This is a genomic window from Cryobacterium cryoconiti, from assembly GCF_004403065.1.
Classification (GTDB): domain Bacteria; phylum Actinomycetota; class Actinomycetes; order Actinomycetales; family Microbacteriaceae; genus Cryobacterium; species Cryobacterium cryoconiti.
Map to the genome: position 1 here is coordinate 37,029 of NZ_SOHA01000035.1, position 24,357 is coordinate 61,385.

The window sequence follows — 24,357 nt, forward strand, 5'->3', positions numbered from 1 at the left end:
TGGTTGTTTCTGCCGTGTGACTTGGCCTTTCCGCCTCGGTTCGGTCGCGCTACCATCGGCCAGTGAAACGGCCGTCGCCTCCCTGCCACGTGCCTTTCCCCGACCGAGGAGGAACAGTCATGGGTTTTCTTGAAGCAACGTGGGATGTCATCTGGTTCTTCTTCTGGACATTCGCATTCATCGCCTATCTGATGGTGCTCTTCTCGATCATCGGGGACATCTTCCGTGACAGCACACTGAACGGCTGGGCCAAGGCCGGGTGGATGCTGTTCCTTGTCTTCGTGCCGTTCCTGACCGCCCTGGTCTACCTGATCGCCCGGGGCAAGGGCATGGCCGAGCGGCAGATGCAGGCTGCACAGCGCAGCCAGCAGGCCACGGAACAGTACGTGCGGTCGGTCGCAGGATCGGGCGGGTCCGCGGACGAGATCGGCAAGGCGAAGGCCCTGCTCGACAGCGGCACCATCACCCCGGACGAGTACGCGGCCCTGAAAGCGAAGGCACTGCGCTGACCTGAGCCGCTTGCCGTCCGTGGCGCCTATTCGAGGTGGTCCAGGTACCTCAGGATGATGCCCTCGCGCAGCGCCCAGGGGGACACCTCCAGCTCGGTCACGTCGAAGGCGGCCATCGCGGCGCTGAGCACGATTCCGCCGGCCACGATCTGGAAGGTGCGGTCGGCGGTGATTCCGGGCAGTGCCGGACGGGCCTCAGCCGGGATACGGGCCAGCCGGGGGACCCAGTCGGCGAGTTGTGAGCGGGTCAGCAGCATCCGCTCGCCGGAGCCGAAGCCGTCCGCGGTGGACCCGGCCAGTTTTGCCAGGGAGCGGATGGTCTTGGAGGAGCCGACCACGTGGTGCGGTGCCGGGAGCCCCTCGAACGCGGTCACGGCCCGCTCCAGCACGGTGGCCGCGTGCCGGCGGAGGGCGGACACCTGGTCGGGCAGCGGCGGGTCGTCGTGCAGGAAGCCGATGGTGGACCGCCCGGCACCCAGGGGCAGCGACAGCGCGATCGCGGGGATCTCGTTCGCGCCGGCGGCGATCTCGAGGGAACCGCCGCCGATGTCGAAGAGAAGGATGTCCCTGGCCGACCAGCCATACCAGCGCCGTACGGCCAGGAAGGTCAGGCGTGCCTCGTCCTCCCCGGACAGGACCTGCAAGGCCACGCCGGTCTCCCGTTCGACCCGGGCGAGCAGTTCGGGTCCGTTCGACGCCTCGCGCAGCGCCGAGGTGGCGAACGGGAGCAGATCATCGACCTGGTGCCGACGGGCCACCTCGGCCGCGTTCCGCACCGCCTCGAGTACCGCGGTGCAGCCCTCGTCGGTGATGGCTCCGTCGGGTGTGAGGTAGCGCATCAGCCGCAGAACGGATTTGTCGGAGGCCATCGGCACCGGCTGGGCACCCGCATGCGCGTCGACGACCAGCAGGTGGACGGTATTCGAACCGACATCAAGGACTCCGAGGCGCACGCTTCCGACGATAGCGTGCGCGGCGTCCACACCGGCACCGCTACCCGGCACCGCTACCCGGCGACGGTGTCGAGCGCGGTCGAAAGGACACCATCGACCATGGTGTGCACGGAATCCATCAGTGGCAGCAGTCGCTGGTCGTGGGTGACCAGTACGGTGGCCGTGTCGTGCTCGACCGTGAGTTTCAGGATCAGTTCCAGGATGCTGGATCCGCGTTCCTGATCCAGGGCGCTCGTCGGCTCGTCGATGACGAGCACGGTGGGGTCGTTCATCAACGCCCGGGCGATGTTGACGCGCTGCCGCTGCCCTCCGGAGAGCTGCGCCGGGCGCTTACCGGACTGGTCGACCAGGCCCACGGCATCCAGCAGCGCGTCTGCCCGGATGCCGGCCGCACGCCGGGCACGCGCCCCGCGGCGGGCCCCGCCGAGTTCGCCCATCACGACGAGCTGTTCACGGGCGGTCAGTGACGACAGCAGGTTCGACTGCTGGAACACGATGCCGAGACGATCCCGGCGCAACTCCGCCTTCTCGGCCGCGGAGAGCAGGGTCGCGTCGACGTCTCCGATGAACACGGAGCCTTGATCGGGCGTGATCAGGGTGGACGCCACGGCCAGCAGACTGGACTTGCCGGAGCCCGACGGGCCGGTGATGCCGACGATCGAGCCGCGGTCGACCCGGAGGCTGACGTCGTCGACCGCGGTCAGACGGGCACCGCCGTCGGGGAAGGTGAGGGTGATGCGGTCGAGCTGGATCATCGGTTGCTCCCGAGGGCGGTGAGGGGGTCGGCGGCGGTCACGGAACGGAGGGCGAACGCGGCGCCGGCGAGGCCGAGGGCGATCATGGCGGCGGCCGGAAGCAGGGTGGTCAGCGGGCTGAGAACGAACGGAAGCACAGACCCGGCGAGGGCCCCGAGCACGCCGGTCAGTCCGATCCCGACTCCCACGCCGACCACGAGAACGACGGATGCCTGGCCCAGGGCATCGAGGACCAGCATCCGGTTGGACGCGCCGAGGGCCTTCAGCACGGCCACGTCCGGCTGGCGCTGGATGCTCCAGACCGTGAAGAACGCCCCCACGACCAGGGCGGAGATTCCGAACAGCATGGTCACCATGAGCAGCAGCGAGCCGATCTCCGAGCGGAACGCCTCCAGGGCGGTCAGCGACGGGAGCACCCCGGTGGAGGTCGTTCCCGTGGCGAGGTCGGCCGCGGCATAGTCGACGTCGGAGCCGGTGACGGCGAGGACACTCGCCACCGCGTCCGGGCGGCCGGTGGCCGCGCCCACGTCCTGCCAGTCCGTCAGCGGCAGCCACACCACGGGCGTGTGGGAGTACCAGGTGTCGGCGGTGACGGAGTCGACGGTGAAAACCGTCCCGGCCAGGTCGACCGTGTCGCCGGCCCGCACGCCGAGGTCCTCGGCCGCGGTCTCCGGCAGGGTCAGGTGCCCGGCCTCGGCCGGGACCATGCCGAACCCGGCCTCGGCGCCGAACAGGGCCACACTGGTCTGCTTCTGATCGGAGCCGAGGCGGAGTTGCAGGATGCCGAGCGGGCTGACCCGGTCGACGCCGGGCTGGGCGCGCCAGGCATCCGCGTCGGCGCCGGTCACGGCGGAGTCGGCATAGCTCACGGATTCCCCGGCTGCGGGAGCCGAGAACACGATCCGGTCGGCGCTGAGACCGGTGAGGGCCGACACGTTCTGGTCGGCCAGCCCCATGGTCAGGCCGGACAAGAACCCGACCAGCAGGGTGATGAGGGTGACGACCGAGCCGATCAGCACGAATCGCCCCCGGGCAAATCTCAGATCGCGCCATGCAACGAACACTGTCAAGCTCCTCAATCGGGGACGGGTGGGGCGGATGGGCCGGGCAGGGGCGCCGGATGGCGGTTGCCGAGCACTGTCTACTCTCGCGATCAGCCCGCTGCCAGTCATCGTGCGGGCTGACCATCTCCGGTGCACCAAAGGCGGAGGGTCGGCTCCACCTTTCGGACGATGACGGCCGGGGGCCGGGCCGGTAGCCTGAAGGGGTGAGTATCGCGTGACCGCACCCAGCATCGGATCCAGGAACTCCGCCCTGAGCCCCGTCTTCCTCGGGCTGCGCATCGGGCTGCACGGACTGTGCGTCGGCCTGATCGCGCTGGTCGTCGCCACGGCCGGGTCTGCGGGGATGCCCGCCGGCGCCGTGATCATCTGCCTGGCCGCCGTGTTCCTCGGCACCTACGCGGCCGGGTGGCTGCTCAGCCGAAACTTCGACGGCGCACGGCCGCGGCTCGGCGCGGCCTGGGTCGGTGTCCTCGGCCTCGAATGGGTGGCCCTCGCCGTCGTCAGCCCGGAGGCCATCTACCTCGTCTTTCCCCTGTTCTTCCTCGCCCTGCACTTTCTGCGCGGCTGGCGGGGACCCGTTTCGGTCGCCGGAGCGACGCTGGTGGCCATCGCCCTGTTCGGGATGCACCGGGGCTTCGGTGTCGCAGGCATCGTGGGGCCGCTGATCGGTGCTGCCGTGGCCGTGGCGATCGGCCTGGCCTACCGGTCCCTGGACCGGGAGGCCACGGAGCGGGAACGCCTGATCAACGAACTGCGTGCCACCCGAACTCAACTGGCCGCTGCCGAACGGGCCGCCGGGGTGCAGGGCGAACGTGCCCGCCTCGCCCGGGAGATCCACGACACGGTGTCCCAGTCGCTGTCCAGCATCGTGATGCTCCTGCACGCCGCGGAACGCTCCGGCGGCGTGACGGGAACCGGGCTGGACCGGCTGCATCAGGCCCGGGAGGCCGCCGCCCAGGCGCTCGCCGAGACCCGGCAGTTCATCGACGAGCTGTCGCCGCCGGCCCTGCGCGAGGCGACGCTGGTCGAGGCACTGGGGCGCCTGGCGGTACAGACCGGCGACAGCAGCGGAATCCCCGTCGGAGTCACGATCGCCGGCACCCCGGTGCCGCTGCCCACCCAGGTCGAGACGGCACTGCTCCGCATCGCCCAGGGGGCCCTGGCGAACGCCGTGCAGCACGCCCGTGCCAGCCGGATCGACCTCACCCTGAGCATGCTCGACTCCGAGGTCATCCTCGACGTCGTCGACGACGGCGTGGGTTTCACGGCCGGGCCGGACCAGGAGAGCACCACGGACGGGCGCACCTCATTCGGGCTGCAGGCGATGCGGGAGCGGGTCGCGGCCCTCGGCGGTTCGCTCACGGTGGAGAGCGAGCCGGGCCGGGGAACCAGCATCGTGGCCGGATTCGAGGTGCCCGGATGATCGTGCGGGTGCTGATCGCCGATGACCATCCGATCATGCGCACCGGCCTGCAGGCGCTGTGCGAGACGGAACCGTCCATCACCGTCGTCGGGGCGGTCGGCACCGTCGAGGAGGCCCTCGCGGAGGCCGCCCGCCTGCGCCCGGACGTGGTGCTGATGGATCTCCAGTTCAACGGCGAATTCCGCGGGGCTGACGCGACCCGCGGCATCCGTGCCCTGCCGGATCCACCCGCCGTCCTGATCCTCACCAACTACGACACCGACCGGGACATCATCACGGCCATCGAGGGCGGCGCGGCCGGGTATCTCCTCAAGGACACCTCGCCCGACGATCTGCTCGCGGCGATCATGGCCGCGGCGGCCGGTCAGTCGGCGCTGGCGCCGGCGGTCGCGAGCCGGTTGCTGTCCCGAGTGCGCGATTCCACCCGTGCCCTCAGCGCTCGGGAGCTTGAGGTGCTCGCCCTGGTGGCGGAGGGGCTCAGCAACACCGAGGTGGCCCGCCACCTGCACCTCAGCGAGACCACGGTCAAATCCCACCTCGCGCACATCTACCCGAAACTCGGGGTGGCCTCGCGCACGGCGGCCGTCGCGGCAGCGCGGCAGTCCGGACTGATCCGGCGCGCGTGATCGGCCCGGTGTCTGGCGCTTCGCGCCCTGCGTTCCGGCCCGGCAGCCGGGAAACACGGTCTAGTGCCGGGCGGGCACCACGAACCGCTGCCAGGCCCAGGCAGCCACGCTGAGCGCCGCGAACACGCCGGCCCCCGCCCACCACAGGCTGACACCACCGTCACCGGGCCAGAACAGCCCGGCGGGGGAGAGAACCCCGAACATGATGGTGAACGCCAGCACGGTCAGGGCCGCCCAGATCGGCGGCGACCAGCTGAGGATGCTCCGCCCGCTGGTGCGTCCGATCGGGATGAGCACGAGGGCGGCCGACCCGATCGCGGCCAGCACGACGCTGGTGGCGATCTCCGCCGCGAACGCGCTGAGGAATCCGCTGGCCTGCGGCAGGAGGCCCAGCGTGAGCCAGCCGAGCAGGGCCAGCGCGATCAGGCTGCCGGCCCGCAGTGCGGCGAGCTGGCCGCGCCTGCGCCCCGGAAGGCCGGGTGCTGCGGCGACGGATCCGAGCAGCCCGAAAACCAGGGCGGGGTGAATCTCGAATGCCCGGGAGGCGAGAGCGGTCGCGGCGACGAGCAGCAGGTAGCGCGGGAGGAAGGTGACGGATGCCCGCTCGCACCACACCCGTGAACTCCACCAGAGCGGAACGAGCGTTCCGACCGCGTTGACGACGACGAGGGCCGCCATGACCGCCAGAAGCAGCCGCAGGTAGGCCGGCTGGCTGCTCACCGGGCCCGACAGCATGACCAGCGTCGCCGCCGCTGTCACGGCCGCACCGGCCACCAGCCACCGGTTCAGCGGCAGGTCGGGTGCGGTCTCGAACTCGACGCGGCTGCGGTTTCGGCCCGCGATCGAAACGGTCTGCCAGAACGGGCGACCGTTCCGGGCCCGGGAAACGGTTCCAGCGAGGAGGCGCGCGGGAACGCAGAGCAGCAGCAGGGCTCCGAAGGCGAGAAACGCCGCCTGCACCCAGGAGACCGGCGAGGTGGACCACGGCGCCGGCACGGCGGTCGCGAACAGGGTCGGATCGTTCCATCCGCCCGGCACCGGAGCAGGCAAGAGCGCTGAGGGTGAAGAGGCCTGCGGGTGAGGTGGTTCCTGGCCCGGTGCACCGGGTACGGTGCTCTCCGGAGCGGGGGCGGAGGACGCCGGCGGTGCAGTCGCACCCATGGTCGGGATCGGGGCGCCGGGGCCCGTGGTGTCGGGCGTTGCCGCGGCCGCCGGCCCGAAGAGCACCTCCACGCCGGGACTGCCCGGGCCCAGGTTGCCGGCCGGGTCCCGCTGCACCGCGATGACCTGGTGGGACCCGGCGGCGACGCCGCCGGCGAAACAGCTCCAGGACCCGGAGACGACGACGGCGCTGCAGACCGAATAGGCGCCGGAGAAGACGGTCACGGTCGCGTCATCCTCGCCGGAACCGGAATAGGTGGTGCCGGACAGCGGCACCCGGTCGCCGCCCACGGGCGCGCTCACGATGGGGGCCGTCGGGCGGTCCAGGTCGAAGTCGAGGCTGACCGGTGCGCTCGCATTCGACCAGGAGGGTGCGCTGTAGGACGTTTGCTGGCTCGCCGACACGGAGACCGCTCCGCCGGCGACGTTGCCGGTGAACGTGCAGGACCAGGCGCCGGACGCGTCCGCGGTGGCCGTGCAGCGCTTCCCCCCGGCCAGGGAGACGACGACGGATGCCGCCGGATACCCGCTCCCGCGAACGGTGCCGTTGGTCAGTGCGAGGCCGGTCGGGCCCCCGGTCACGACCGGTGCGGACAGCACGGCGATGGTCTGCTCGGCAGCCGATTCGGGGGCACCCGTGACGACGACGCGCAGTCGCACGTCGGGACCACTCGGCAAAGACACCGCCGTGCAACTCCACACCGCGGCGGCGTCGACCACCGCGAAGCAGAGCGGGTCCTGGTCGGAGACGGGGGAGAGCAGCTGGATCTCCCGCCCGACTTCGCCGGTGCCGGAAATCGTCGTGGTGCCACTGCCGACGAAGCTGCCGGGTGCCGGGCTCGTGATGGTCGGTGCCAGGGTCGTCGGGCCGGTGGATTGCGTCGATTCCGGGGATGCCGTCGGTTCCGTCGAGTTCGGGGTGGGCGGCGGCGTGGGGGCCGGGACGGCGACGGCGGCCACCGACGAGCCGAGCGTGAGCAGGCCCACGGTCAGCGCGCCGATCAGGGCGACGATCATCGGGGCAGACCGTGCACGGAGACCGGAGGCGAACCGCCGACCGGATCGCCCGGACTCGGAGCCCGAACCGGACACAGTTCTACCGCGCATCTCTTCACCCCTGGTGACCATTCCACGGGTCACGGCCGGGAAAGTCAACGCGCGACACGCACTGTGACGCAAATGGCCCCCGTTCGGCCGACCGGGAGCCATGGTGCATACTGGCGCTGGCCCCTCCGGGTGCTGATTTCCCCCGACGAGTAAAGGGCGTTCCGTGGCCGTGGTCACCGTTCCGGCATCCCTCCGGGAGACCTCCCGGCCACGCACCCCGACGGCGAAGGCGGTGCGTTGATGCTCGACCTGTCCCCGCGCCCGGTGGACCGTTCGTGGCTGACCCCCGAACTGTTCTGGCCTGCCCTCACGACCGCGACGGCGCACCTCGACACCCCGGTCGCCGCGGTGCACCTGGACGCGCTACGGCACAACACCCACGACATGCTCGACCGCGCGGCCGGTACCCCGCTCCGGGTGGCGTCGAAGTCCATCCGCGTCCGCGGCGTGCTCGAGGCGATCCTGGCCCTGCCCGGCTATCGGGGCGTGCTCGCCTACACCCTGGCCGAGGCACTCTGGCTGGCGGAGACGGTGACGGATGTCGTCGTCGGCTACCCCACGGCCGACCGGGCCGCGATCCTGCAGCTGAGCCGTTCGGAGCGGCTGGCCGCGACCGTCACGCTGATGGTGGACTCGGTCGCGCACCTCGACGTCATCGACGCGGTGCTCCCGCCGGGCAGCCGGGCCCCGATCCGGGTCTGCATCGACCTCGACGCATCCTGGGACGCCCCGCTGCTCGGCCACCTGGGCGTGTGGCGCTCGCCCGTGCACACGCCGGCCGACGCCCGTCGCCTCGCGGTCGCCATTCTGGCCCGGCCCGGTTTCCACCTCGTCGGGATGATGTCCTACGAGGCCCAGGTGGCCGGGGTCGGCGACCGGCCGGCCGGCAGACCGGTCCGGGGGATGCTCAACCGGTGGGTGCGGGGGCGGTCCGTCGCCGAGATCGCCGAGCGCCGCGCCGCGGCCGTGAGCGCGGTGCGGGAGGTCGCGCCCCTCGAATTCGTGAACGGAGGCGGAACCGGTTCGGTCGAGACCACGCGCGGCGACGCATCCGTCACTGACGTCGCCGTCGGCAGCGGTTTCTTCGGGGGGCACCTGTTCGACAATTATGCGAGCTTCCGGCCCGCGCCGGCGGCCGCGGTCGCCTTCTCGGTGGTGCGGAAGCCCCGCCCCGACATGGCCGTCCTGCTCGGCGGCGGGTGGGTGGCCTCCGGGGTTCCCGGCGCCGACCGGGTGCCGCGCCTGGTCTGGCCGGACGGCCTCCACCTGGTTGCGCGGGAGATGGCCGGTGAGGTGCAGACCCCGCTGACCGGCCCTGGCGCGGCCCGGCTCGGGGTCGGCGACCGCGTGTGGGCGCGGCACACCAAATCGGGGGAGCTGAGCGAGCACGTGAACGAGGTTGCACTGGTCGAGAATGGGCAGGTGGTCGACATCCTGCCGACCTACCGTGGCGAGGGGAAGGTGTTCCTGTGAGTGCGAGCGGAGCGGTGTGGCGCAACTGGGCCCGGAACCAGGCGGTGACGCCGGTGCGCGTCGAGCGGCCGTCGACCGTCGCCGCCGTGCAGCGTGCCGTGGTCGCGGCCGGCAAGGTGGGCCTCCGGGTCAAGGCCGTGGGCTCCGGGCACAGCTTCTCGGGCATCGCCCTGGCCCCCGGGGTGCAGCTCGACCTGTTCGACCTCGCCGGCCTGATCGACGCGGATGCCGCGTCCGGCCGGGTCACCCTGGCCGCCGGAACCCGCCTGTTCGAGTTGCCCCGGCTGCTGCGTCCGTACGGCCTGGCCCTCGCCAACATGGGCGACGTGGACCGGCAGACCATCTCCGGCGCACTTTCCACCGGAACCCACGGCACCGGCGGGCGTTTCGGCGGGCTGGCCACTCAGGTTGTGGCCCTGACCCTCGTCACCGGCGACGGCTCCCTGTTGCACGTGAGCGAGACCGAGAACCCGGAGCTGTTGCCGGCGGCCCGGATCGGGCTGGGCGCGCTCGGCATCGTCGTGGACGTGACCGTGCAGTGCGTGCCCGCTTACCTGCTGCACGCCATCGAGGCATCCGAACCGCTCGAGGAGGTGCTCGAGCGCTACCTCGACCGGTCCGACCGGCACGACCATTTCGAGTTCTACTGGTTCCCGCACACCGAAACCGCGCTGACCAAGACCAACACGCGCCTGCCGGTGACCGACGAGCGGTCCCCGTTGGGCGCCGTCTCCCGCTGGGTCGACGACGAACTTCTCGCGAACGGGGTGTACCGGGGCATCTGCGCGCTGGGTGCGCTCGCGCCGGCCACCGTGCCCCGATCCACCCGGCTCGCCACCCGGCTCAGCGGGCGACGCGAATTCACGGACGTCTCCCACCGGGTGTTCGTGACGAACCGCACCGTGCGCTTTCAGGAAATGGAATATGCGCTGCCGCGGGCCCTGGTCCCCGCTGCGCTGCGGGAGGTGCGGGAGCTGATCGCCGCGCGCGGCTGGCGCATCTCCTTCCCGGTCGAGGTGCGCTCGGCCGCAGCCGACGACGTGTGGCTCTCCACTGCCAATGGCAGGGACACCGGTTACATCGCCGTGCACCGGTATTACCGGGAAGATCCGGCCGCCTACTTCCAGGCGGTCGAAGCCATCATGCGCGCGCACGGCGGGCGCCCGCACTGGGGCAAGATGCACGACCGGGATGCCGCCTCCCTCCGCGCCGAGTACCCGCATTTCGACGACTTCCTGTCGGTGCGTGACAGGCTTGACCCGGAGCGCCGCTTCGCCAACAGCTATCTGGAAAGAGTCCTCGGTCGATGAGTAATAGCAACACCCCCGCCGCACGGGCCTGGGAACACCGGGCGGGGGAACTGGGTGACCGGCTGCCCGACGGTTTCACGGTGGGCGTGGCCACCTCAGCCTTCCAGATCGAGGGTGGCGCCCGGGAGGGCGGCCGCGGCGAATCGACCTGGGACCCGTTCACGGCCGCCGCCGGGCGCATCCGTGACGGTTCCAACGCCTCCGTGTCGACGGATCACTTCAACCGGCTCGACGAGGACGTGACCCTGCTCCGCGAGCTGGGCATCGACCACTACCGCTTCTCGCTGGCCTGGGCCCGGCTGCAGCCGGACGGCCGGGGTGCGCTCAGCCGGGCCGGCACCGCCTTCTACGACCGTCTGCTCGACGGGTTGCTGTCCGCGGGAATCAGCCCGATGGCCACCCTGTTCCACTGGGATACCCCGCTGCGGTTGCGCGGCGGCTGGCTGAACCGGGACACCGCCATGCGTTTCGGCGACTACGCGCACCAGGTGGGCGAGGTGTTCGGGGACCGGATCGACTCCTGGCTGACCCTGAACGATCCCGCGACGGTGACCCTGAACGGGTACGCCCTCGGCACGGATGCCCCGGGTGAGGCCCGGCTGTTCGGCGCCCTGCCCGCAGCGCATCACCAGCTGCTCGGCCATGGCCTCGCCGTGCAGGGCCTGCGCGCCGCCGACGTGCGAGGCCGGATCGGGATCGCCAACGTGCACTCGCCCGTGCAGGCGGCCAGCGGCCGCGAAGCCGACGAGGTCGCCGCCGCGCTCTTCGACGTGCTGCACAACCGCCTCTACGCCGACGCCGTACTGCTCGGCCGCTACCCGGAACCGCCCGAGCCCTACCAGGTGCCGCTGAGGATGCTGCTGGAGACCGAACCGGACGACCTGCGCACCATCCACCAGCCGCTGGACTTCTATGGCCTGAACTATTTCCAGCCGAGCCGGATCACGGCCGGCCCGGCGGCCCCGAAGACTCTCACCGGACCCCCGCCCGTCGGGCCGCCGGAGAAGGTCGTGGCGTTCCCCTTCCACGTCACCGCGATGCGCGAGTTCCCGGTGACCAACGCGGGCACCGCCATCGCGCCCGAATACCTCGGCGTGGCCCTCGCCGAGCTGCGGGACCGCTACGCGGAGCACCTGCCTCCCGTCTGCATCACGGCCGGCGGAGCCAGCTTCCCCGACGTGGCCGACAAATGGGGGGCCGTGCACGACCCGGCCCGGATCGACTACCTGGCCGAGCACCTCACGACGGCGCTCGCCGCGGTCGCTCCCGGCGGGATCGCCGAGGGCGTCACCCTCCAGGGCTACACGATCTGGTCCCTGCTGGACAGCTTCGAATGGACGGCCGGCTACACCCAGCGGTTCGGCCTCGTGCACGTCGACTTCCAGGATGGAACCCGCACCCGCACCCCCAAGTCCTCCTACCGCTGGCTGCAGAGGGTGCTCTCCGCCCGCTGACAGTGCGGCGCAGGGAGATTCTTGGAGTGTGTTGGGAAGGACATGGGAGGTTCAGACCGCATGGTTATGATGGTGCTGCGTCGTAGACACGCCGCCGCGGCCTGCTCGTCCGCCCCGCCCCATCACAAGGAGAAGCTGCCATGGAATGGCTCATCCCGGTCCTCATCGTCGTTGCACTCGTCCTCATCATCGGGATCTACCTCTGGTCGACGTACAACTCCCTCGTCACCCTCAAGGTGCGCGTCGACGAGGCGTGGAGTGACATCACCGTACAGATGAAGCGTCGTGCCGACCTGATCCCGAACCTGATCGAAACGGTCAAGGGCTATGCGGCACATGAGCGGGCCGTCTTCGAGAACGTCACCAAGGCCCGGGCCGAATCGCTCAACGCGCAGGGCCCTGCCGACGCCGCCGCCGCGGAGAACCACATGCAGACCGCCCTGCGCAGCATCTTCGCCGTGGCCGAGGCCTACCCGCAGCTGCAGGCCAGCCAGAACTACCTGCAGTTGCAGGGTGAGCTGGTCGACACCGAGGACAAGATCCAGGCCTCCCGCCGGTTCTACAACGGTGGCGTGCGCGAACTGAACACGAAGATCCAGGTCTTCCCCAACAACCTCATCGCCCGCAACCTCGGGTTCACCCAGCGCGACTTCTTCGAGGTGTCCGACTCCGCCGCCATCGCGGAGCCGCCTCGCGTCCAGTTCTAGCGGCGGGCGGCCATGTACAGCGCCATTGCGCGTAACAAGCGCAACACCGTCTTCATCATCATCCTGTTCATCGCCATCATCACCGGTCTCGGCTGGCTGGCCAACGCGATCTACAGCACACCCGGCAACTACAGCATCCTCATCCTCACGGTCGTCGTCGCCACGGGGTACGCCCTGCTGCAGTACTTCATGGCCGGGCGCCAGGCGGTCGCCCTGAGCGGCGGAATCAAAATCAACAGCAAGGCGGAGAACCCGCGGCTGTGGAACATCGTCGAGAACCTGTCGATCACGACCGGGACGCCCATGCCCGAGATCTACGTGATCAACGACCCGGCTCCGAACGCCTTCGCCACCGGTCGCGACCCGCAGCACGCGATCGTCGCTGCCACCACCGGGCTGCTGGAGATCATGACCGACTCCGAACTCGAGGGCGTCATGGCGCATGAGCTCGGCCACGTGCGCAACTATGACATCCGCCTCTCGATGGTCGTATTCGGCCTCGTGGTGGCCGTCGGGTTCATCTCCGACATGTTCCTGCGGATGGCGTTCTTCGGCCGGGACAGCAAGAACAACGGCAGCCCCGTCATCATGGTGGTCGGACTCGTCGCCATGGTCGTGGCGCCCCTGATCGCCACGGTCGTGCAGTTGGCGGTGTCGAGGCAGCGTGAGTACCTGGCGGATGCCACGGGCGCCCTGACCACGCGGCATCCCGATGCCCTGGCCAGCGCGCTCGGCAAGCTCGAGGCCTACGGGCGGCCGATGAAGAAGCAGAACACGTCGATGGCCCACCTCTGGATCGCCGACCCGCTGAAGCCCGGCGTCATGGACAAGCTCTTCGCCACGCACCCGCCGATCGCCGCGCGCGTCGAACGCCTGCACGCCATGGGCCGCCAGTTCTAGAGCCCCGTTCCGGTCGAGAGTGACCGTTCCGCCGGTCACTCTCGACCGGAACGGGCACTGTCGTGCCTAGTTGCGCAGCTCGGCGGCCAGGGCGGCGGCGAGGTTGCCGCGCGGTTCCACCTCGATCTCGGGCAGGCCCTGCCAGGCGGCGGCCTGCCGGAGAACGGCTGCGAGGCGACCGGCCGTGTCCGCCGGCGCACCCGCTTCCGCCCACGCCGCGCGCACCCGCAGCACCTGCGCCTGGCGGTCGTTCTTGAGGTCGACCCGGCCCACGATCGTGTCGCCGAGCAGCACGGGCAGCGAGTAATACCCGAACACCCGTTGCGGTTCGGGGGTGTAGATCTCGATCCGGTAGTGGAAACCGAACAGGCGCAACGCGCGCGCCCGTTCCCAGACGACCGGGTCGAACGGGGAGAGCAGGGTCGCGGCATCCATCCGGCGGGGGAGTCGCGCGTCGCGGTGCAGCCAGGCGGTGCCGGCCTGGCCGCCCGCGCCCCAGCCCGGCACCGCCACCGGGATCAGTTCGCCGGAGTCCTCGAGGTCGCGGACGGCGGCCAGGGTCTCCGGGCCCCGCAACCGGAAGTAGTCGGCGAAGTCCTTCGCCGTGCCGATGCCGTGTGCTCGAGCCGAGCGGCGCACCAGTTCGCGGTGGGCGTCGTCGCGGCTCACGGTGCGGCCCAGCAGTTCCGGTGGGAACACCTGCCCGGGCAGCGCGTACACCCGCTCGAAGCGCTCCCGGCCCTTGATGGCCACGTCACCCCACCGGAACAGGGTTTCAAGCCCGGTCTTCACATCCGACCAGCCCCACCACGGTCCGGTGCGCCGGTTCGCGTCGTGCTCGATGGCGCTCGCGCGCAGGGGTCCGTTGGCGGCGAGCTCGGCGAGCAGCCAGTCCAGCAGTGGGCGGTTGCCCTGCGCCCACGCCTCGGTCGCCGAGCGGTCCCGGAAGTCACGCATCCGCCAGCCGAGCAGCGGCCAGGTGTCGACCGGCACAAACGACGCCTCGTGCGCCCAATACTCGGTCAGCCGCGCCTGGCGGCCCACGGTCAGCCGATCCAGCAACGCCTTGTCGTAGCTGCCGAGGCGGCTGAACGCCGGCAGGTAGTGGCTGCGCTCGAAGACATTCACCGAGTCGATCTGCAACAGCTCGAGCCGGTGCACGAGGGCATCCACCTGACGGATGCCCGGCGTCACGGTCGACGTGCGCCCGAAGCCCTGCGCGGCGAGCGCGATCCGGCGGGCGAGGGCAGGGGAGATCGTCTGGACCATCCCACCGACCCTAGCGGCACCCTTCATACGGCATTCACGCGGTGTTCAGACGAAGGCTCCCTGGCGGTCGGCGACGGCTTCTAGCCTCGCCGTGACCAGTAACCCGACCCACAGCGCCCCGCGTTCCGCGGCCGCCCCCTCGCTGGTCCGACGGAGGAAAATTGTTCACCACCCGCACGCTGACCGCCCTGGCCGCGGCCACCGCCCTTGCCCTGAGCCTGGCCGCCTGCTCCGGAGCAGCGGACGCCGGCTCCGGCACCCCGTCTGTCGACGCCGCCACAGCGACGAGCCTGTCCGCGTTCGGCGACCTGGCCGCGCTCGAGGATGCCGCCAGGGCTGAAGGAGCCCTGAACGTGATCGCCCTGCCGCGGGACTGGGCCAACTACGGCGCCGTGCTCGACGCCTTCGCGAAGAAGTACCCGGAGATCACCATCACCGAGGCCTCGCCCGACGCGTCCAGTGCCGAGGAGATCCTGGCCGCCGAGAACCTCGTCGGCCAGGACACCGCCCCCGACGTCTTCGACCTGGGCCTTGCCGTGGCACTGTCCAGCACCGACTCGTTCGCGCCGTACCAGGTGGCCACCTGGGATGAGATCCCGGATGCGCTCAAGGAGGAGAGCGGCCTGTACACGGGCGATTACGGCGGCTACATGGCCGTCGGCTACGACCCCGACGCCGTATCCGCGCCGACGCAGTTGAGCGACCTGCTCGGCGCCGAGTACAAGGGCAAGGTCGCGATCAACGGTGACCCGACTCAGGCCGGGGCCGCCTTCGCGGCCCTCGGTCTGGCCACCGTGCAGAACGGCGGCACGGTCGCCGACTTCCAGGCCGGGATCGACTTCTTCGACGAGCTCAACCAGGCCGGCAACTTCGTCAAGATCGACCCCACCCCGGCGACGATCGCGTCGGGGGAGACCCCGGTGGTCTTCGACTGGGACTACCTCAACGTGGGCTACGGCACAAGCCTGGCCGGTGAGCGCAACTGGGAGGTCGTCGTCTTCCCCGGGACCGGTTACGCCGGTTACTACAACCAGGCCGTGAACAAGGATGCCCCGAACCCGGCCGCCGCCCGGCTCTGGCAGGAATTCCTCTACAGCGATGAGGGCCAGAACCTCTGGCTCGCCGGCGGCGCCCGCCCCGTGCGTGCCGAGGCCATGCAGGCGGCCGGCACCATCGATGCGGAGCTCTTCGCCGCCCTCCCGGCGGCCCCGGACGAAACCGTCGTTCCGAGCGAGGCGGAGAGCGCCGCGGGAGCCGCCCTTCTCGGCGAGAAGTGGGCCGCAGCTGTCCAGTAGCCGGCGCGGAACGGTAGCAGCCTTCGGGCTGCTGCCGTTCGCGGCGTATGTGCTGCTCTTCCTGCTCGTGCCCACCCTGATCGCCGTGGGCACCGGCTTCGTCGACGAGACCGGGGCGTTCACGTGGGACACGGTCGCAGCGCTGGGGAACCCGGTCGTGCTGGACGCCTTCGCCAACTCGTTCGGGCTGTCGGCGTTCACCGCCGTCGTGGGGGCGGTCGTGGGCGCGCTCGCCTGCTACGGACTCCTCGGGGCGCCAGAGGACGGCCCGCTGCGTTCCGTGGTGGACTCGCTCAGCGGTGTGCTGGCCCAGTTCGGCGGGGTCATGCTGGCCTTCGCCTTCGTGGCGACCATCGGCATCCAGGGTCTGATCACCGTGATCCTGCGAGACTCCTTCGGCGTCGACATCTTCGCCGACGGGGTGTGGCTCTACGAGCTGCCCGGACTGGTGCTTCCCTACATCTACTTTCAGGTTCCGCTGATGATCATCACCTTCCTCCCGGCGCTGCAGGCGCTGAACCCGCACTGGGCCGAGGCCAACGCCACCCTGGGCGGCAACCGGGCGACCTACTGGTTCCGGATCGCTTTCCCGGTGCTCGCCCCGTCGTTCCTCGGCAGCCTGCTGCTGCTGTTCGCCAACGCGTTCTCCTCGTACGCGACCGCTGCCGCGCTCACCAGCCAGGGGTCGCAGATCGTTCCGCTGCAGATCCGCTCGGCCCTGACCAGCGAAACGCTGCTCGGCCGGGAGAACCTGGCCGGGGCCCTCGCGCTCGGCATGATCCTGGTGATGTTCGTCGTCATGTCCGGTTACTCGGTGCTGCAGGCACGGGCGGCACGGTGGCAGCGATGAGGCCGGTGGCGCACGCCCCCAGTCGGCTGGTTCGTGGTCTCATCCTCGGCAGCATCGGCCTCGTCTTCGCGATCCCGATCATCGCCATGGTGGAATTCACCCTGCGCCGCGGCCTCGCCGGCGGTCACGACTTCTCCCGTTGGACGGCACTGTTCCAGGGTGGCTTCACCGGTCCGTACCGCTCGGTCCTCGTCGCCCTCGGCAACTCGGTCGGGCTGGCCGTGGGCACCGTCGCGATCGTGCTCCTGCTGCTGGTGCCGACCCTGCTGCTGGTGCACCTTCGGTTTCCGCGGCTGCGTCGCCTGATGGAGTTCGTCTGCATCCTGCCGATCAGCATCCCGGCCATCGTGCTCGTGGTCGGCCTGGCCCCCGTGTACTCGGTGCTCGCCCGGGTGGCCGGCAGCGGCGTGTGGACCCTCTCCTTCGCCTATGGAATCACGGTGCTCCCGTTCGCCTATCGAGCCATTCAGTCCAACCTCGACGGTGTGGACGTGCGCACGCTCAGCGAGGCCGCCCGCACCCTCGGCGCCGGGTGGGGGAGCGTGCTGCTGCGGGTGCTGATCCCGAACCTGCGCCGCGGCATCCTCGCCGGAGCGTTCATCTCGGTCGCGGTCGTGCTCGGCGAATTCACAATCGCATCCCTCCTCAACCGCATCACCCTGCAGACCGCGCTCGTGGTCGTGAGCAAGGCCGACCCCTACACGGCCGTCATCCTGTCACTGCTCGCGCTCACCTTCGCGTTCCTGCTCCTGCTCGTCATCGGGCGTCTCGGCACGGTCCGCACCGGCCGGCGCCGGCCCATCACCGGAGGTCAGCCATGATCCAGAACCAACTCCAGAACCCGCTCCCGAACCGTCCCCGCACTCCGGAACGGCCGGCAGCGACAGCCCGCACGGGAGCCGCGGTGCGCTTCGAGGGGGTCGTCAAGGACTTCGCCGGGCACCGGGCGCTGGCGAACTTCGATCTCACCCTGCATCCGGGCGAACTCGTCGCCCTGCTCGGCCCGAGCGGCAGCGGCAAGACGACGGCCCTGCGGGTGCTGGCCGGGCTCGAATCGACGGATGCCGGCACCATCCTGATCGACGGAGTCGACGTGTCGACCCTGCCGACAAGCCGGCGTGACCTGGGCATGGTGTTCCAGTCCTACTCGCTGTTCCCGCACCTCAGCGCGGGGGACAACGTGGAGTTCGGCCTGCGAATGCAGAAGGTGCGCGGGGAGGAACGGCGCGACCGTGCCGCTGCCGCCCTGGCCCTGGTCGGGCTCGACGCCCACTACGACCGCTTCGCCCACCAGCTCTCCGGCGGGCAGCAGCAACGGGTGGCGTTGGCGCGCGCCCTGGTCACCGAGCCGAGGGTGCTCCTGCTCGACGAGCCGCTGTCCGCCCTCGACGCCAAGGTGCGGGTGGCGCTGCGTGAGGAAATCCGGCGGATCCAGACCGAACTGGGCATCACGACGCTGTTCGTCACGCACGATCAGGACGAGGCGCTCGCGGTGGCCGACCGGGTTGCCGTCATGCGCGCCGGGTCGATCGAGCAGATCGGAGCGCCGGAAGAGTTGTACACCCGGCCGGCCTCGCCGTTCATCGCTGATTTCATCGGTCTGAGCAATCAGCTTCTCGGCACGGTTCTGCACGGCTTCGCGCAGGTGCACGGTGCGAAGCTGCCGCTCCTGGATCCCTCCCAGGCGGATGGCGCCGTCACCGTCTCCGTGCGTCCGGAAGACCTCGAGCTCGGCCCTGACGGCGCACCGGGGGTGGTCGTCTCGTCGAGCTTCCACGGCTCCCTCCGCCGCACGACGGTGCACCTGCACGACGGCACGCCGCTCGTCGTGCAGCACGACGTGCGCCTGCGCCCGGCCGTGGGGGAGACGGTCGGGGTGACCTTCACGGGGGCACCGGTCTCGGTCGACCCGATTGCTGCGCCGGTGTAGCCGTGCGGCTCATGCCGGAGCCGGTACGTGAGATTGCCTAGAATGATGCCGTGATGGAAACCGATGGTAAACCCGCCCGCGGCGGACTCTTCGGCGCGTTCGGACGCCGCAGGACGGCACCTTCGATTCTGATCGAGGTCCCTCCCTCACCTGCCTCCGGGGTCGACGAGACCCTGCCTGCCGGCATCCGTCTGGCCGCCGCCTGGTCCTGGCGCCTGCTGGCCCTGGCCGGAGCGCTCGCGGTCTTCATCTTCATCGTCATCCAGCTGCGGTTGATCGTCATCCCACTGCTCGTGGCCGTTCTGGTGTCCGCTCTGCTCGTTCCCCTGGTCGGGTTCCTCGTACGGCACCGGTGGCCCAAAGCACTCGCCGTCGCGGTTGCCCTGATCGGCACCTTCGCAATCATCGGCGGTCTGCTCACGCTGGCCGTGACCCAGATCGCCGTCGGCACAGTGGGTCTGAACGACCGTCTCGCTGCTTCCTACGAGAGTCTGAAGGCTGTGCTCCTGGCTTCGCCGCTGCAGCTGACCGAGCCGGAGCTCAACGCCTTCCTCGGCGAGGCCTGGGAGGCCATTCAGGCGGACAGCCAGGTCTTCGTGTCCGGTGCGCTCTCCGTCGGCTCGTCCCTGGGCCATCTGGTGGCCGGGTTTCTACTGGCGCTGTTCAGCCTTCTCTTCATCCTGATCGACGGCAGGGGCATCTGGGCCTGGATCGTGCGCCTGTTTCCGCGTCGGGCGCGTGCGGCCATCGACGGCGCCGGGGTGGCCGGCTGGACAACGCTGGGCAACTTCGCGAAGGTGCAGATCCTGGTGGCCTCCATCGACGCGATCGGCATCGGCACCGGTGCGGCCCTGCTGGGGGTGCCCCTGGCCGTTCCGATCGGTGTGCTGGTGTTCCTCGGTTCCTTCATCCCCATCGTCGGTGCGGTGGCCACCGGTGCGGTGGCCGTCGTGATCGCCCTGATCTTCAACGACTGGGTGGTGGCGCTGCTGATGCTCGGGGTGGTGCTGCTGGTGCAGCAGGTCGAGGGCCATGTTCTGCAGCCCTTGATCATGGGCACCGCGGTCAAGGTGCATCCGCTGGGTGTGGTGTTGGTCGTCGCCTCAGGAGCACTGCTCGCGGGCATCCCGGGGGCGCTGTTCGCCGTGCCGGTCGCCGCCGTGCTGAACGTCATGATCACGTATATCAACAGCGGGGTGTGGCGTTCCAGCCTGGAACCCCCGTCGACCCTGCTGGCCACCCCGCTCTGGCAGACCGTCCCGCAACGCCCCGGTTTCCGTCGCCCCGGAGACCGCCTCGAGAAAAGTGCCACCCATGACTAACGCCTCCCTCGTCGGACCGACCGTGTCCGACTTCGAGTCGGCCCGCGATGTGGTCGGCCGGGTCGCAACCGTGACCCCGATGGAATCCTCGCGGTACCTCACGGAGCTGCTCGGCGCGCCGGTCCTGCTCAAGTGCGAGAACCTGCAGCGCACCGGCTCCTACAAGATCCGGGGCGCGTACAACCGGATGTCCAGGCTCACCGACGAGGAGAAGTCCCGCGGGGTCGTGGCCGCCTCGGCCGGAAACCACGCCCAGGGTGTCGCTTTTGCGGCCCGGGAACTCGGCATCAAGGCCACGATCTTCATGCCCGTCGGCGTCGCACTGCCCAAGCTGCAGGCGACCCGCGATTACGGAGCACACGTCATCCTGCGCGGCAACACTGTGGCTGAGCCGTTGCTGGCCGCCGCCGCCTACGCCGAGGAGACCGGCGCCATCCTGATTCCGCCGTTCGATCACGCGGACGTCGTCTCCGGGCAGGGCACCGTGGGCCTGGAGATCCTCGACCAGGTCCCCGACCTCGCCACCGTCATCGTTCCGATCGGCGGCGGCGGCCTCATCTCCGGCGTCGCCAGCGTGCTCAAACAGCTCGCCCGCCGAGACGGTCGCCAGATTCGCGTGATCGGGGTGCAGGCCGCCAACGCGGCCGCCTACCCACCCTCGCTCGCGGCCGGTCAGGTGCTGGAGATCCCGATCCTGCCCACGATCGCCGACGGCATCGCGGTGGCGAAGCCCGGGCTGCTCAACTTCGAGATCGTACGGGACACCGTCGACGAGGTCGTCACCGTCACCGAGGACGACACCGCCCGCGCGCTCCTCGTGCTCCTCGAGCGCGCCAAGCTCGTGGTCGAACCGGCCGGCGCGGTCGCGGTCGCGGCGATCCTGGCCGGAAAAGTGGCCGCGACCGGTCCAACGGTCGCCATCCTGAGCGGGGGAAACATCGACCCGCTGCTGATGCAGCGTGTGATCAGCCACGGCCTGTCGGCATCCGGTCGCTACCTGACGCTGCGCATCATGCTGCCCGACCGGCCCGGCCAGTTGGCTCGCATTTCGGAGCTGCTCGCCGAGGCGCACGCCAACGTGATCGAGGTGCTGCACACCCGGCACGGTGTGGGGCTGCAGATCAGCGAAGTCGAGCTCAACGTCAGCGTCGAGACCCGTGGTCCCGACCATCGCCAGCTCGTCGTCGACGTGCTGCGTGCGGCCGGCTACGACCCGCAGTTCGACTAGCCACCGCCCCTCCAGGCGAGGAGCGGGTGCGGCTAGTTGCCGGCCCAGGTCTCCACGAGGAAGATCTCGACGGCGATCTCCTTGCCGGTGGGCGTCACGTACGACGTCTTCGCGCCGACCGCGAGGCCGATGATCGCGGTGCCGAGCGGGCTCTGCTCGCTGTAGACGTCGAGGTCGCTGTCTCCGGCGATTTCGCGGCTGCCGATCAGGAAGCGGTTCTCCTCACCGGCGATGGTCGCGGTGATCACGGTGCCGGGCTCGACGACGCCCCGGCTTTCGGGCGCATGGCCGACCTCGGCGGTGCGCAGCAGCAGCACGAGCGTGCGGATGCGCGCCTCCATTTTGCCCTGCTCGTCCTTGGCGGCGTGGTAACCCGAGTTTTCCTTGAGGTCGCCCTCCTCCCGCGCGGATTCGATCTTCTTCGCGATTTCGACACGCCCTACCGTGCTGAGCGTGTCCAGCTCGGCGGCGAGGCGGTCGTAGGCCTCCTGGGTCAGCCAGGTGACCGTGGTTTCGGTAGTCATGGGTGGAGTCTCCTCATGCTCGGTTCGTGCTCGTTCGATGCCCTGCAGGTGAACCCGCAGATATACAACGGACGCCCCGACGAAGACGTCAGGGCGAAGTGCTCAGTCTAGGTCAGCCAGCAGCGGTAAATCAATCCGGTGTTGCTCTGCTCGGTGGTGCGCACATCCGTGGTCGTCGACCGCGAGTAGATCGTGCTGGCGGGCAGGTCGACGATCTTCCAGCCGACCACCGTGAACGTCTCGTTGAGTGCCTGCACGGCGCAGCTGGCGCTCCGTCCGACCGGGATCGACGCCTCGAAGGTGACGCTCACGGTGTTCTCGTCGATGATGCTGTGACGGATGTCCCGGGTCTCGATCAGGGGCTCGGACGCGCCGAGCCCCACCCAGACGACGAAGGCCACCAGGACGGCCGCGAGTGAGCCGGCGATGATGTGCAGAACGCGCCGGTCTCTCGTGCCGCGGTTCGGGGCACGCCCGTATCGGGTGTCGAGGTTGCTGCTCACGGTCACTCAGACTCCACACTCACGGATCAACGATTAGTCTTAGTACCAAGGTTATCTGGCATTTCTGAGGAGTTTCATGTCGCTGCGACTCTTGGCGGTGCACGCCCATCCCGACGACGAGTCGAGCAAGGGTGCTGCCACCTACGCCCACTACCGGAGCCTCGGCGCCGAGGTCATGATCCTGAGCTGCACGGGAGGTGAGCGGGGGAGCATCCTGAACGAGGACCTGCTCGGACATTCGCTGGCCGAACGCGACCTTGCGGGGCTCCGCCGTCTGGAGATGGCGGAGGCGCAACGCGTGCTCGGGGTGGAGCACCGGTGGCTCGGCTACCAGGATTCCGGGATGAACGACGACGGCTCCGTGCCCCCGAACTCGTTCGCGGACGTGCCCGTGGAGATCTCCGCTGAACCGATCGTGCGGCTCATCCGGGACTACCGCCCGCAGGTCCTGATCACGTACGACGAGAACGGCGGATACCCGCACCCCGACCACATCCGCTGCCACGACGTGTCGATGGAGGCCTACCGGGCTGCCGCAGACCCGACCCGGTACCCGGATGCCGGTGAGCCGTGGCAGGTCGACAAACTCTATTACGACCGGATTTTCAACCTCGAACGCATCGACGCCATGTTCCTCGAACTGAGCGTCACGGAACCCGAGTCGCCCCTGCTGGAGCCGCTCGGAGCGGCCAGAGAGTGGATGAAGGACTACCCGAAGCTGGCCACGACCCACGTGCCCGTCGGGGAGTTCCTGGAGGCGCGGGACGCGGCGTTGCGGGCCCATGCGAGCCAGGTTTCCCCCACCAGCAGTTTCTTCTTCTGGCCGAACGATCTCATCCGTGAGGCCTGGCCGTATGAGGACTTCCAGCTCGTCGAATCGAAAGTGGACACCGTGATACCTGAATCCGACCTCTTCGCCGGAGTGAGGGACGACGCATGAGCCTCGTCGTTCTCGCCCCTCTCCTCAGCATCGTGGCGGCCGCCACCCCGTCGCCCGAGTTCGACCCGAACACGGTGACGCCGGGTCCGGCGGGCTTCGTGGCGATCGCGGTCGTGGCCGTCGGCACGGTGCTCCTGGCCATCGATATGGCCCGCCGGGTGCGCCGCAACACCTATCGCGCCGAGATCCAGGAACGACTGCAGGCCGAAATCGCGGCGCAGGCCGCTGCGGACGCCGGCGCCGAGGGCAACGGCAAGGCCTGACCCGGTCCGCGGACCGGCAGGCGGTGCTACGGGTAGATCGGGTTCGTGGCGATGATCATGATCGCCGCCCAGTGGCAGAGGAAGGCCACCACGGTCAGGGTGTGGAAGATCTCGTGGAAACCGAACACGCCCGGCAGCGGGTTGGGTCGTTTCATGCCGTAGATGACGGCGCCGACGGAGTAGCAGAGCCCGCCGATCATGATCAGCGTCATCATCACCGCGTCGGCCTGGAAGAAGTCGACGATGAACATGAGGGCGCCCCAACCGAGCGCCAGGTAGAGCGGGACGTACAGCCAGCGCGGGGCGTTGATCCAGAACACCCGGAAGGCGATTCCGAGGATGGCGCCGCCCCAGACCAGCGACAGGAGCAGCGTGGACTTGGCCGGCGGCAGGGCGAGCACCGAGATGGGCGTGTAGGAGCCCGCAATCAGCAGGAAGATGTTGGCGTGGTCGATCCGCTTGAGGATCACGCGGGTGCGGGGGCTCCAGTTGAACCGGTGGTACAGGGCCGAATTGCCGAACAGCAGCATTGAACTCAGCACGAACACGAGTGAACTCCAGCGTGCCGCGGCGCCGTCGGCTGAGAGCAGAAGCACGGTGCCGGCCACGATGGTGACCGGGAAGGTTCCCGCGTGGATCCAGCCACGCCAGGTGGGCTTGACGTCCACCTGCTGAGGCAGGTCGTCCTCGAACAACGGCAGGTTGGTGATGTCATCCGCGGGGGCCATGCTGCAAGAATACGACAGCGTGCATGCCGCGAGCGGCACGCAACGGCCGCGAGTGAGCTAGCG

Annotated in this window: 24 protein-coding genes; 16 read left to right on the forward strand and 8 right to left on the reverse strand. The window is 69.7% G+C overall.

Features of this window, described 5'->3' with window-relative positions; translation table 11 throughout:
• The first annotated feature begins 119 nt into the window (after positions 1-119).
• Positions 120-509, forward strand: a complete 390-nt coding sequence (locus E3T49_RS11650) for an SHOCT domain-containing protein (protein ID WP_134425077.1) — start codon at positions 120-122, stop codon at positions 507-509.
• A gap of 26 nt (positions 510-535) precedes the next feature.
• On the opposite strand, the gene E3T49_RS11655 is transcribed toward E3T49_RS11650, so the two are convergent.
• From E3T49_RS11655 to E3T49_RS11665, 3 genes are read right to left on the reverse strand one after another with little or no spacing between them, the layout of a single operon-like run.
• Positions 536-1,462, reverse strand: a complete 927-nt coding sequence (locus tag E3T49_RS11655) for a Ppx/GppA phosphatase family protein (RefSeq protein ID WP_134425078.1) — start codon at positions 1,460-1,462, stop codon at positions 536-538.
• Between the two features lie 53 nt (positions 1,463-1,515).
• Positions 1,516-2,217, reverse strand: coding sequence for an ABC transporter ATP-binding protein (locus E3T49_RS11660; protein WP_134425079.1), 702 nt, complete (start codon positions 2,215-2,217; stop codon positions 1,516-1,518).
• On the reverse strand, positions 2,214-3,281 hold the full coding sequence (locus E3T49_RS11665) for an FtsX-like permease family protein (protein WP_174722421.1): 1,068 nt from the start codon (positions 3,279-3,281) through the stop codon (positions 2,214-2,216). Before E3T49_RS11665 ends, E3T49_RS11660 begins: the two co-directional genes overlap by 4 nt.
• A 214-nt stretch (positions 3,282-3,495) precedes the next feature.
• On the opposite strand from E3T49_RS11665, the gene E3T49_RS11670 reads away from it, so the two are divergent.
• Entirely contained in the window at positions 3,496-4,704 is a 1,209-nt protein-coding gene (locus tag E3T49_RS11670; protein WP_241972793.1) for a sensor histidine kinase, read from the forward strand.
• Positions 4,704-5,330: a response regulator gene (locus tag E3T49_RS11675; protein ID WP_134425128.1), complete on the forward strand. Its 627-nt coding sequence runs from the start codon at positions 4,704-4,706 to the stop codon at positions 5,328-5,330. The genes E3T49_RS11670 and E3T49_RS11675 overlap by 1 nt, the downstream gene beginning before the upstream one ends.
• A 60-nt stretch (positions 5,331-5,390) precedes the next feature.
• Here the strand turns inward: E3T49_RS11675 and E3T49_RS11680 are convergent, their stop codons facing one another.
• Complete coding sequence (locus E3T49_RS11680) at positions 5,391-7,508, reverse strand: Ig-like domain-containing protein (protein WP_166785532.1); 2,118 nt, start codon at positions 7,506-7,508, stop codon at positions 5,391-5,393.
• Between the two features lie 330 nt (positions 7,509-7,838).
• Here E3T49_RS11680 and E3T49_RS11685 point away from each other — a divergent pair, with 330 nt between their 5' ends.
• The 5 genes from E3T49_RS11685 (at position 7,839) to E3T49_RS11705 (ending at position 13,442) form a co-directional block, all read left to right on the forward strand.
• Positions 7,839-9,071, forward strand: coding sequence for an amino acid deaminase/aldolase (locus E3T49_RS11685; protein WP_134425082.1), 1,233 nt, complete (start codon positions 7,839-7,841; stop codon positions 9,069-9,071).
• Positions 9,068-10,381 carry a D-arabinono-1,4-lactone oxidase gene (locus E3T49_RS11690; RefSeq protein ID WP_134425083.1) on the forward strand — a complete coding sequence of 438 codons (1,314 nt, stop codon included), beginning with the start codon at positions 9,068-9,070 and terminating at the stop codon, positions 10,379-10,381. Before E3T49_RS11685 ends, E3T49_RS11690 begins: the two co-directional genes overlap by 4 nt.
• A complete protein-coding gene (locus E3T49_RS11695) occupies positions 10,378-11,835 on the forward strand; it encodes a glycoside hydrolase family 1 protein (RefSeq protein WP_134425084.1) in 1,458 nt (485 codons plus the stop codon). The genes E3T49_RS11690 and E3T49_RS11695 overlap by 4 nt, the downstream gene beginning before the upstream one ends.
• 140 nt (positions 11,836-11,975) lie before the next feature.
• A complete protein-coding gene (locus tag E3T49_RS11700; protein ID WP_134425085.1) occupies positions 11,976-12,542 on the forward strand; it encodes a LemA family protein in 567 nt (188 codons plus the stop codon).
• Positions 12,543-12,554: 12 nt separating this feature from the next.
• Positions 12,555-13,442 (forward strand): M48 family metallopeptidase, encoded by an 888-nt coding sequence (locus tag E3T49_RS11705; RefSeq protein WP_134425086.1) that lies wholly within the window; start codon positions 12,555-12,557, stop codon positions 13,440-13,442.
• A 66-nt stretch (positions 13,443-13,508) separates the two neighbouring features.
• On the opposite strand, the gene E3T49_RS11710 is transcribed toward E3T49_RS11705, so the two are convergent.
• Positions 13,509-14,711 (reverse strand): winged helix-turn-helix domain-containing protein, encoded by a 1,203-nt coding sequence (locus E3T49_RS11710; protein ID WP_134425087.1) that lies wholly within the window; start codon positions 14,709-14,711, stop codon positions 13,509-13,511.
• 161 nt (positions 14,712-14,872) lie between these two features.
• Between E3T49_RS11710 and E3T49_RS11715 the strand changes: the two genes are divergently transcribed.
• From E3T49_RS11715 to ilvA, 6 genes are read left to right on the forward strand one after another with little or no spacing between them, the layout of a single operon-like run.
• Positions 14,873-16,006 (forward strand): ABC transporter substrate-binding protein, encoded by a 1,134-nt coding sequence (locus E3T49_RS11715; RefSeq protein WP_134425088.1) that lies wholly within the window; start codon positions 14,873-14,875, stop codon positions 16,004-16,006.
• 49 nt (positions 16,007-16,055) lie between these two features.
• Positions 16,056-16,856 (forward strand): ABC transporter permease, encoded by an 801-nt coding sequence (locus tag E3T49_RS11720; RefSeq protein WP_338145427.1) that lies wholly within the window; start codon positions 16,056-16,058, stop codon positions 16,854-16,856.
• Positions 16,853-17,677 carry an ABC transporter permease gene (locus tag E3T49_RS11725; RefSeq protein ID WP_134425090.1) on the forward strand — a complete coding sequence of 275 codons (825 nt, stop codon included), beginning with the start codon at positions 16,853-16,855 and terminating at the stop codon, positions 17,675-17,677. Before E3T49_RS11720 ends, E3T49_RS11725 begins: the two co-directional genes overlap by 4 nt.
• On the forward strand, positions 17,674-18,786 hold the full coding sequence (locus E3T49_RS11730) for an ABC transporter ATP-binding protein (RefSeq protein ID WP_134425091.1): 1,113 nt from the start codon (positions 17,674-17,676) through the stop codon (positions 18,784-18,786). Before E3T49_RS11725 ends, E3T49_RS11730 begins: the two co-directional genes overlap by 4 nt.
• Before the next feature lie 53 nt (positions 18,787-18,839).
• Positions 18,840-20,108, forward strand: a complete 1,269-nt coding sequence (locus E3T49_RS11735) for an AI-2E family transporter (protein ID WP_134425129.1) — start codon at positions 18,840-18,842, stop codon at positions 20,106-20,108.
• Positions 20,101-21,336: a threonine ammonia-lyase gene (gene ilvA, locus E3T49_RS11740; protein WP_134425092.1), complete on the forward strand. Its 1,236-nt coding sequence runs from the start codon at positions 20,101-20,103 to the stop codon at positions 21,334-21,336. The genes E3T49_RS11735 and ilvA overlap by 8 nt, the downstream gene beginning before the upstream one ends.
• Before the next feature lie 32 nt (positions 21,337-21,368).
• Here the strand turns inward: ilvA and greA are convergent, their stop codons facing one another.
• Both greA and E3T49_RS11750 read right to left on the reverse strand, forming a co-directional pair.
• Positions 21,369-21,860, reverse strand: a complete 492-nt coding sequence (greA, locus tag E3T49_RS11745) for a transcription elongation factor GreA (protein WP_134425093.1) — start codon at positions 21,858-21,860, stop codon at positions 21,369-21,371.
• A gap of 107 nt (positions 21,861-21,967) precedes the next feature.
• Positions 21,968-22,369 carry a DUF4307 domain-containing protein gene (locus tag E3T49_RS11750; RefSeq protein WP_134425094.1) on the reverse strand — a complete coding sequence of 134 codons (402 nt, stop codon included), beginning with the start codon at positions 22,367-22,369 and terminating at the stop codon, positions 21,968-21,970.
• A gap of 70 nt (positions 22,370-22,439) precedes the next feature.
• Here E3T49_RS11750 and mca point away from each other — a divergent pair, with 70 nt between their 5' ends.
• A complete protein-coding gene (gene mca, locus E3T49_RS11755) occupies positions 22,440-23,303 on the forward strand; it encodes a mycothiol conjugate amidase Mca (protein ID WP_174722422.1) in 864 nt (287 codons plus the stop codon).
• Positions 23,300-23,566 (forward strand): hypothetical protein, encoded by a 267-nt coding sequence (locus E3T49_RS11760; protein WP_134425095.1) that lies wholly within the window; start codon positions 23,300-23,302, stop codon positions 23,564-23,566. Before mca ends, E3T49_RS11760 begins: the two co-directional genes overlap by 4 nt.
• A 26-nt stretch (positions 23,567-23,592) precedes the next feature.
• On the opposite strand, the gene trhA is transcribed toward E3T49_RS11760, so the two are convergent.
• On the reverse strand, positions 23,593-24,294 hold the full coding sequence (gene trhA, locus E3T49_RS11765) for a PAQR family membrane homeostasis protein TrhA (RefSeq protein ID WP_134425096.1): 702 nt from the start codon (positions 24,292-24,294) through the stop codon (positions 23,593-23,595).
• Positions 24,295-24,357: the final 63 nt, after the last annotated feature.

Bases quoted from the DNA above. Each gene is read 5' to 3' on its own strand.
- E3T49_RS11650 (WP_134425077.1), top strand. From the start codon at position 120: ATGGGTTTTCTTGAAGCAACGTGGGATGTCATCTGGTTCTTCTTCTGG.
- E3T49_RS11660 (WP_134425079.1), bottom strand. From the start codon at position 2,217: ATGATCCAGCTCGACCGCATCACCCTCACCTTCCCCGACGGCGGTGCC.
- E3T49_RS11680 (WP_166785532.1), bottom strand. From the start codon at position 7,508: ATGATCGTCGCCCTGATCGGCGCGCTGACCGTGGGCCTGCTCACGCTC.
- E3T49_RS11685 (WP_134425082.1), top strand. From the start codon at position 7,839: ATGCTCGACCTGTCCCCGCGCCCGGTGGACCGTTCGTGGCTGACCCCC.
- E3T49_RS11695 (WP_134425084.1), top strand. From the start codon at position 10,378: ATGAGTAATAGCAACACCCCCGCCGCACGGGCCTGGGAACACCGGGCG.
- E3T49_RS11700 (WP_134425085.1), top strand. From the start codon at position 11,976: ATGGAATGGCTCATCCCGGTCCTCATCGTCGTTGCACTCGTCCTCATC.
- E3T49_RS11705 (WP_134425086.1), top strand. From the start codon at position 12,555: ATGTACAGCGCCATTGCGCGTAACAAGCGCAACACCGTCTTCATCATC.
- E3T49_RS11710 (WP_134425087.1), bottom strand. From the start codon at position 14,711: ATGGTCCAGACGATCTCCCCTGCCCTCGCCCGCCGGATCGCGCTCGCC.
- E3T49_RS11725 (WP_134425090.1), top strand. From the start codon at position 16,853: ATGAGGCCGGTGGCGCACGCCCCCAGTCGGCTGGTTCGTGGTCTCATC.
- E3T49_RS11730 (WP_134425091.1), top strand. From the start codon at position 17,674: ATGATCCAGAACCAACTCCAGAACCCGCTCCCGAACCGTCCCCGCACT.
- E3T49_RS11735 (WP_134425129.1), top strand. From the start codon at position 18,840: ATGGAAACCGATGGTAAACCCGCCCGCGGCGGACTCTTCGGCGCGTTC.
- ilvA (WP_134425092.1), top strand. From the start codon at position 20,101: ATGACTAACGCCTCCCTCGTCGGACCGACCGTGTCCGACTTCGAGTCG.
- greA (WP_134425093.1), bottom strand. From the start codon at position 21,860: ATGACTACCGAAACCACGGTCACCTGGCTGACCCAGGAGGCCTACGAC.
- mca (WP_174722422.1), top strand. From the start codon at position 22,440: ATGTCGCTGCGACTCTTGGCGGTGCACGCCCATCCCGACGACGAGTCG.
- E3T49_RS11760 (WP_134425095.1), top strand. From the start codon at position 23,300: ATGAGCCTCGTCGTTCTCGCCCCTCTCCTCAGCATCGTGGCGGCCGCC.
- trhA (WP_134425096.1), bottom strand. From the start codon at position 24,294: ATGGCCCCCGCGGATGACATCACCAACCTGCCGTTGTTCGAGGACGAC.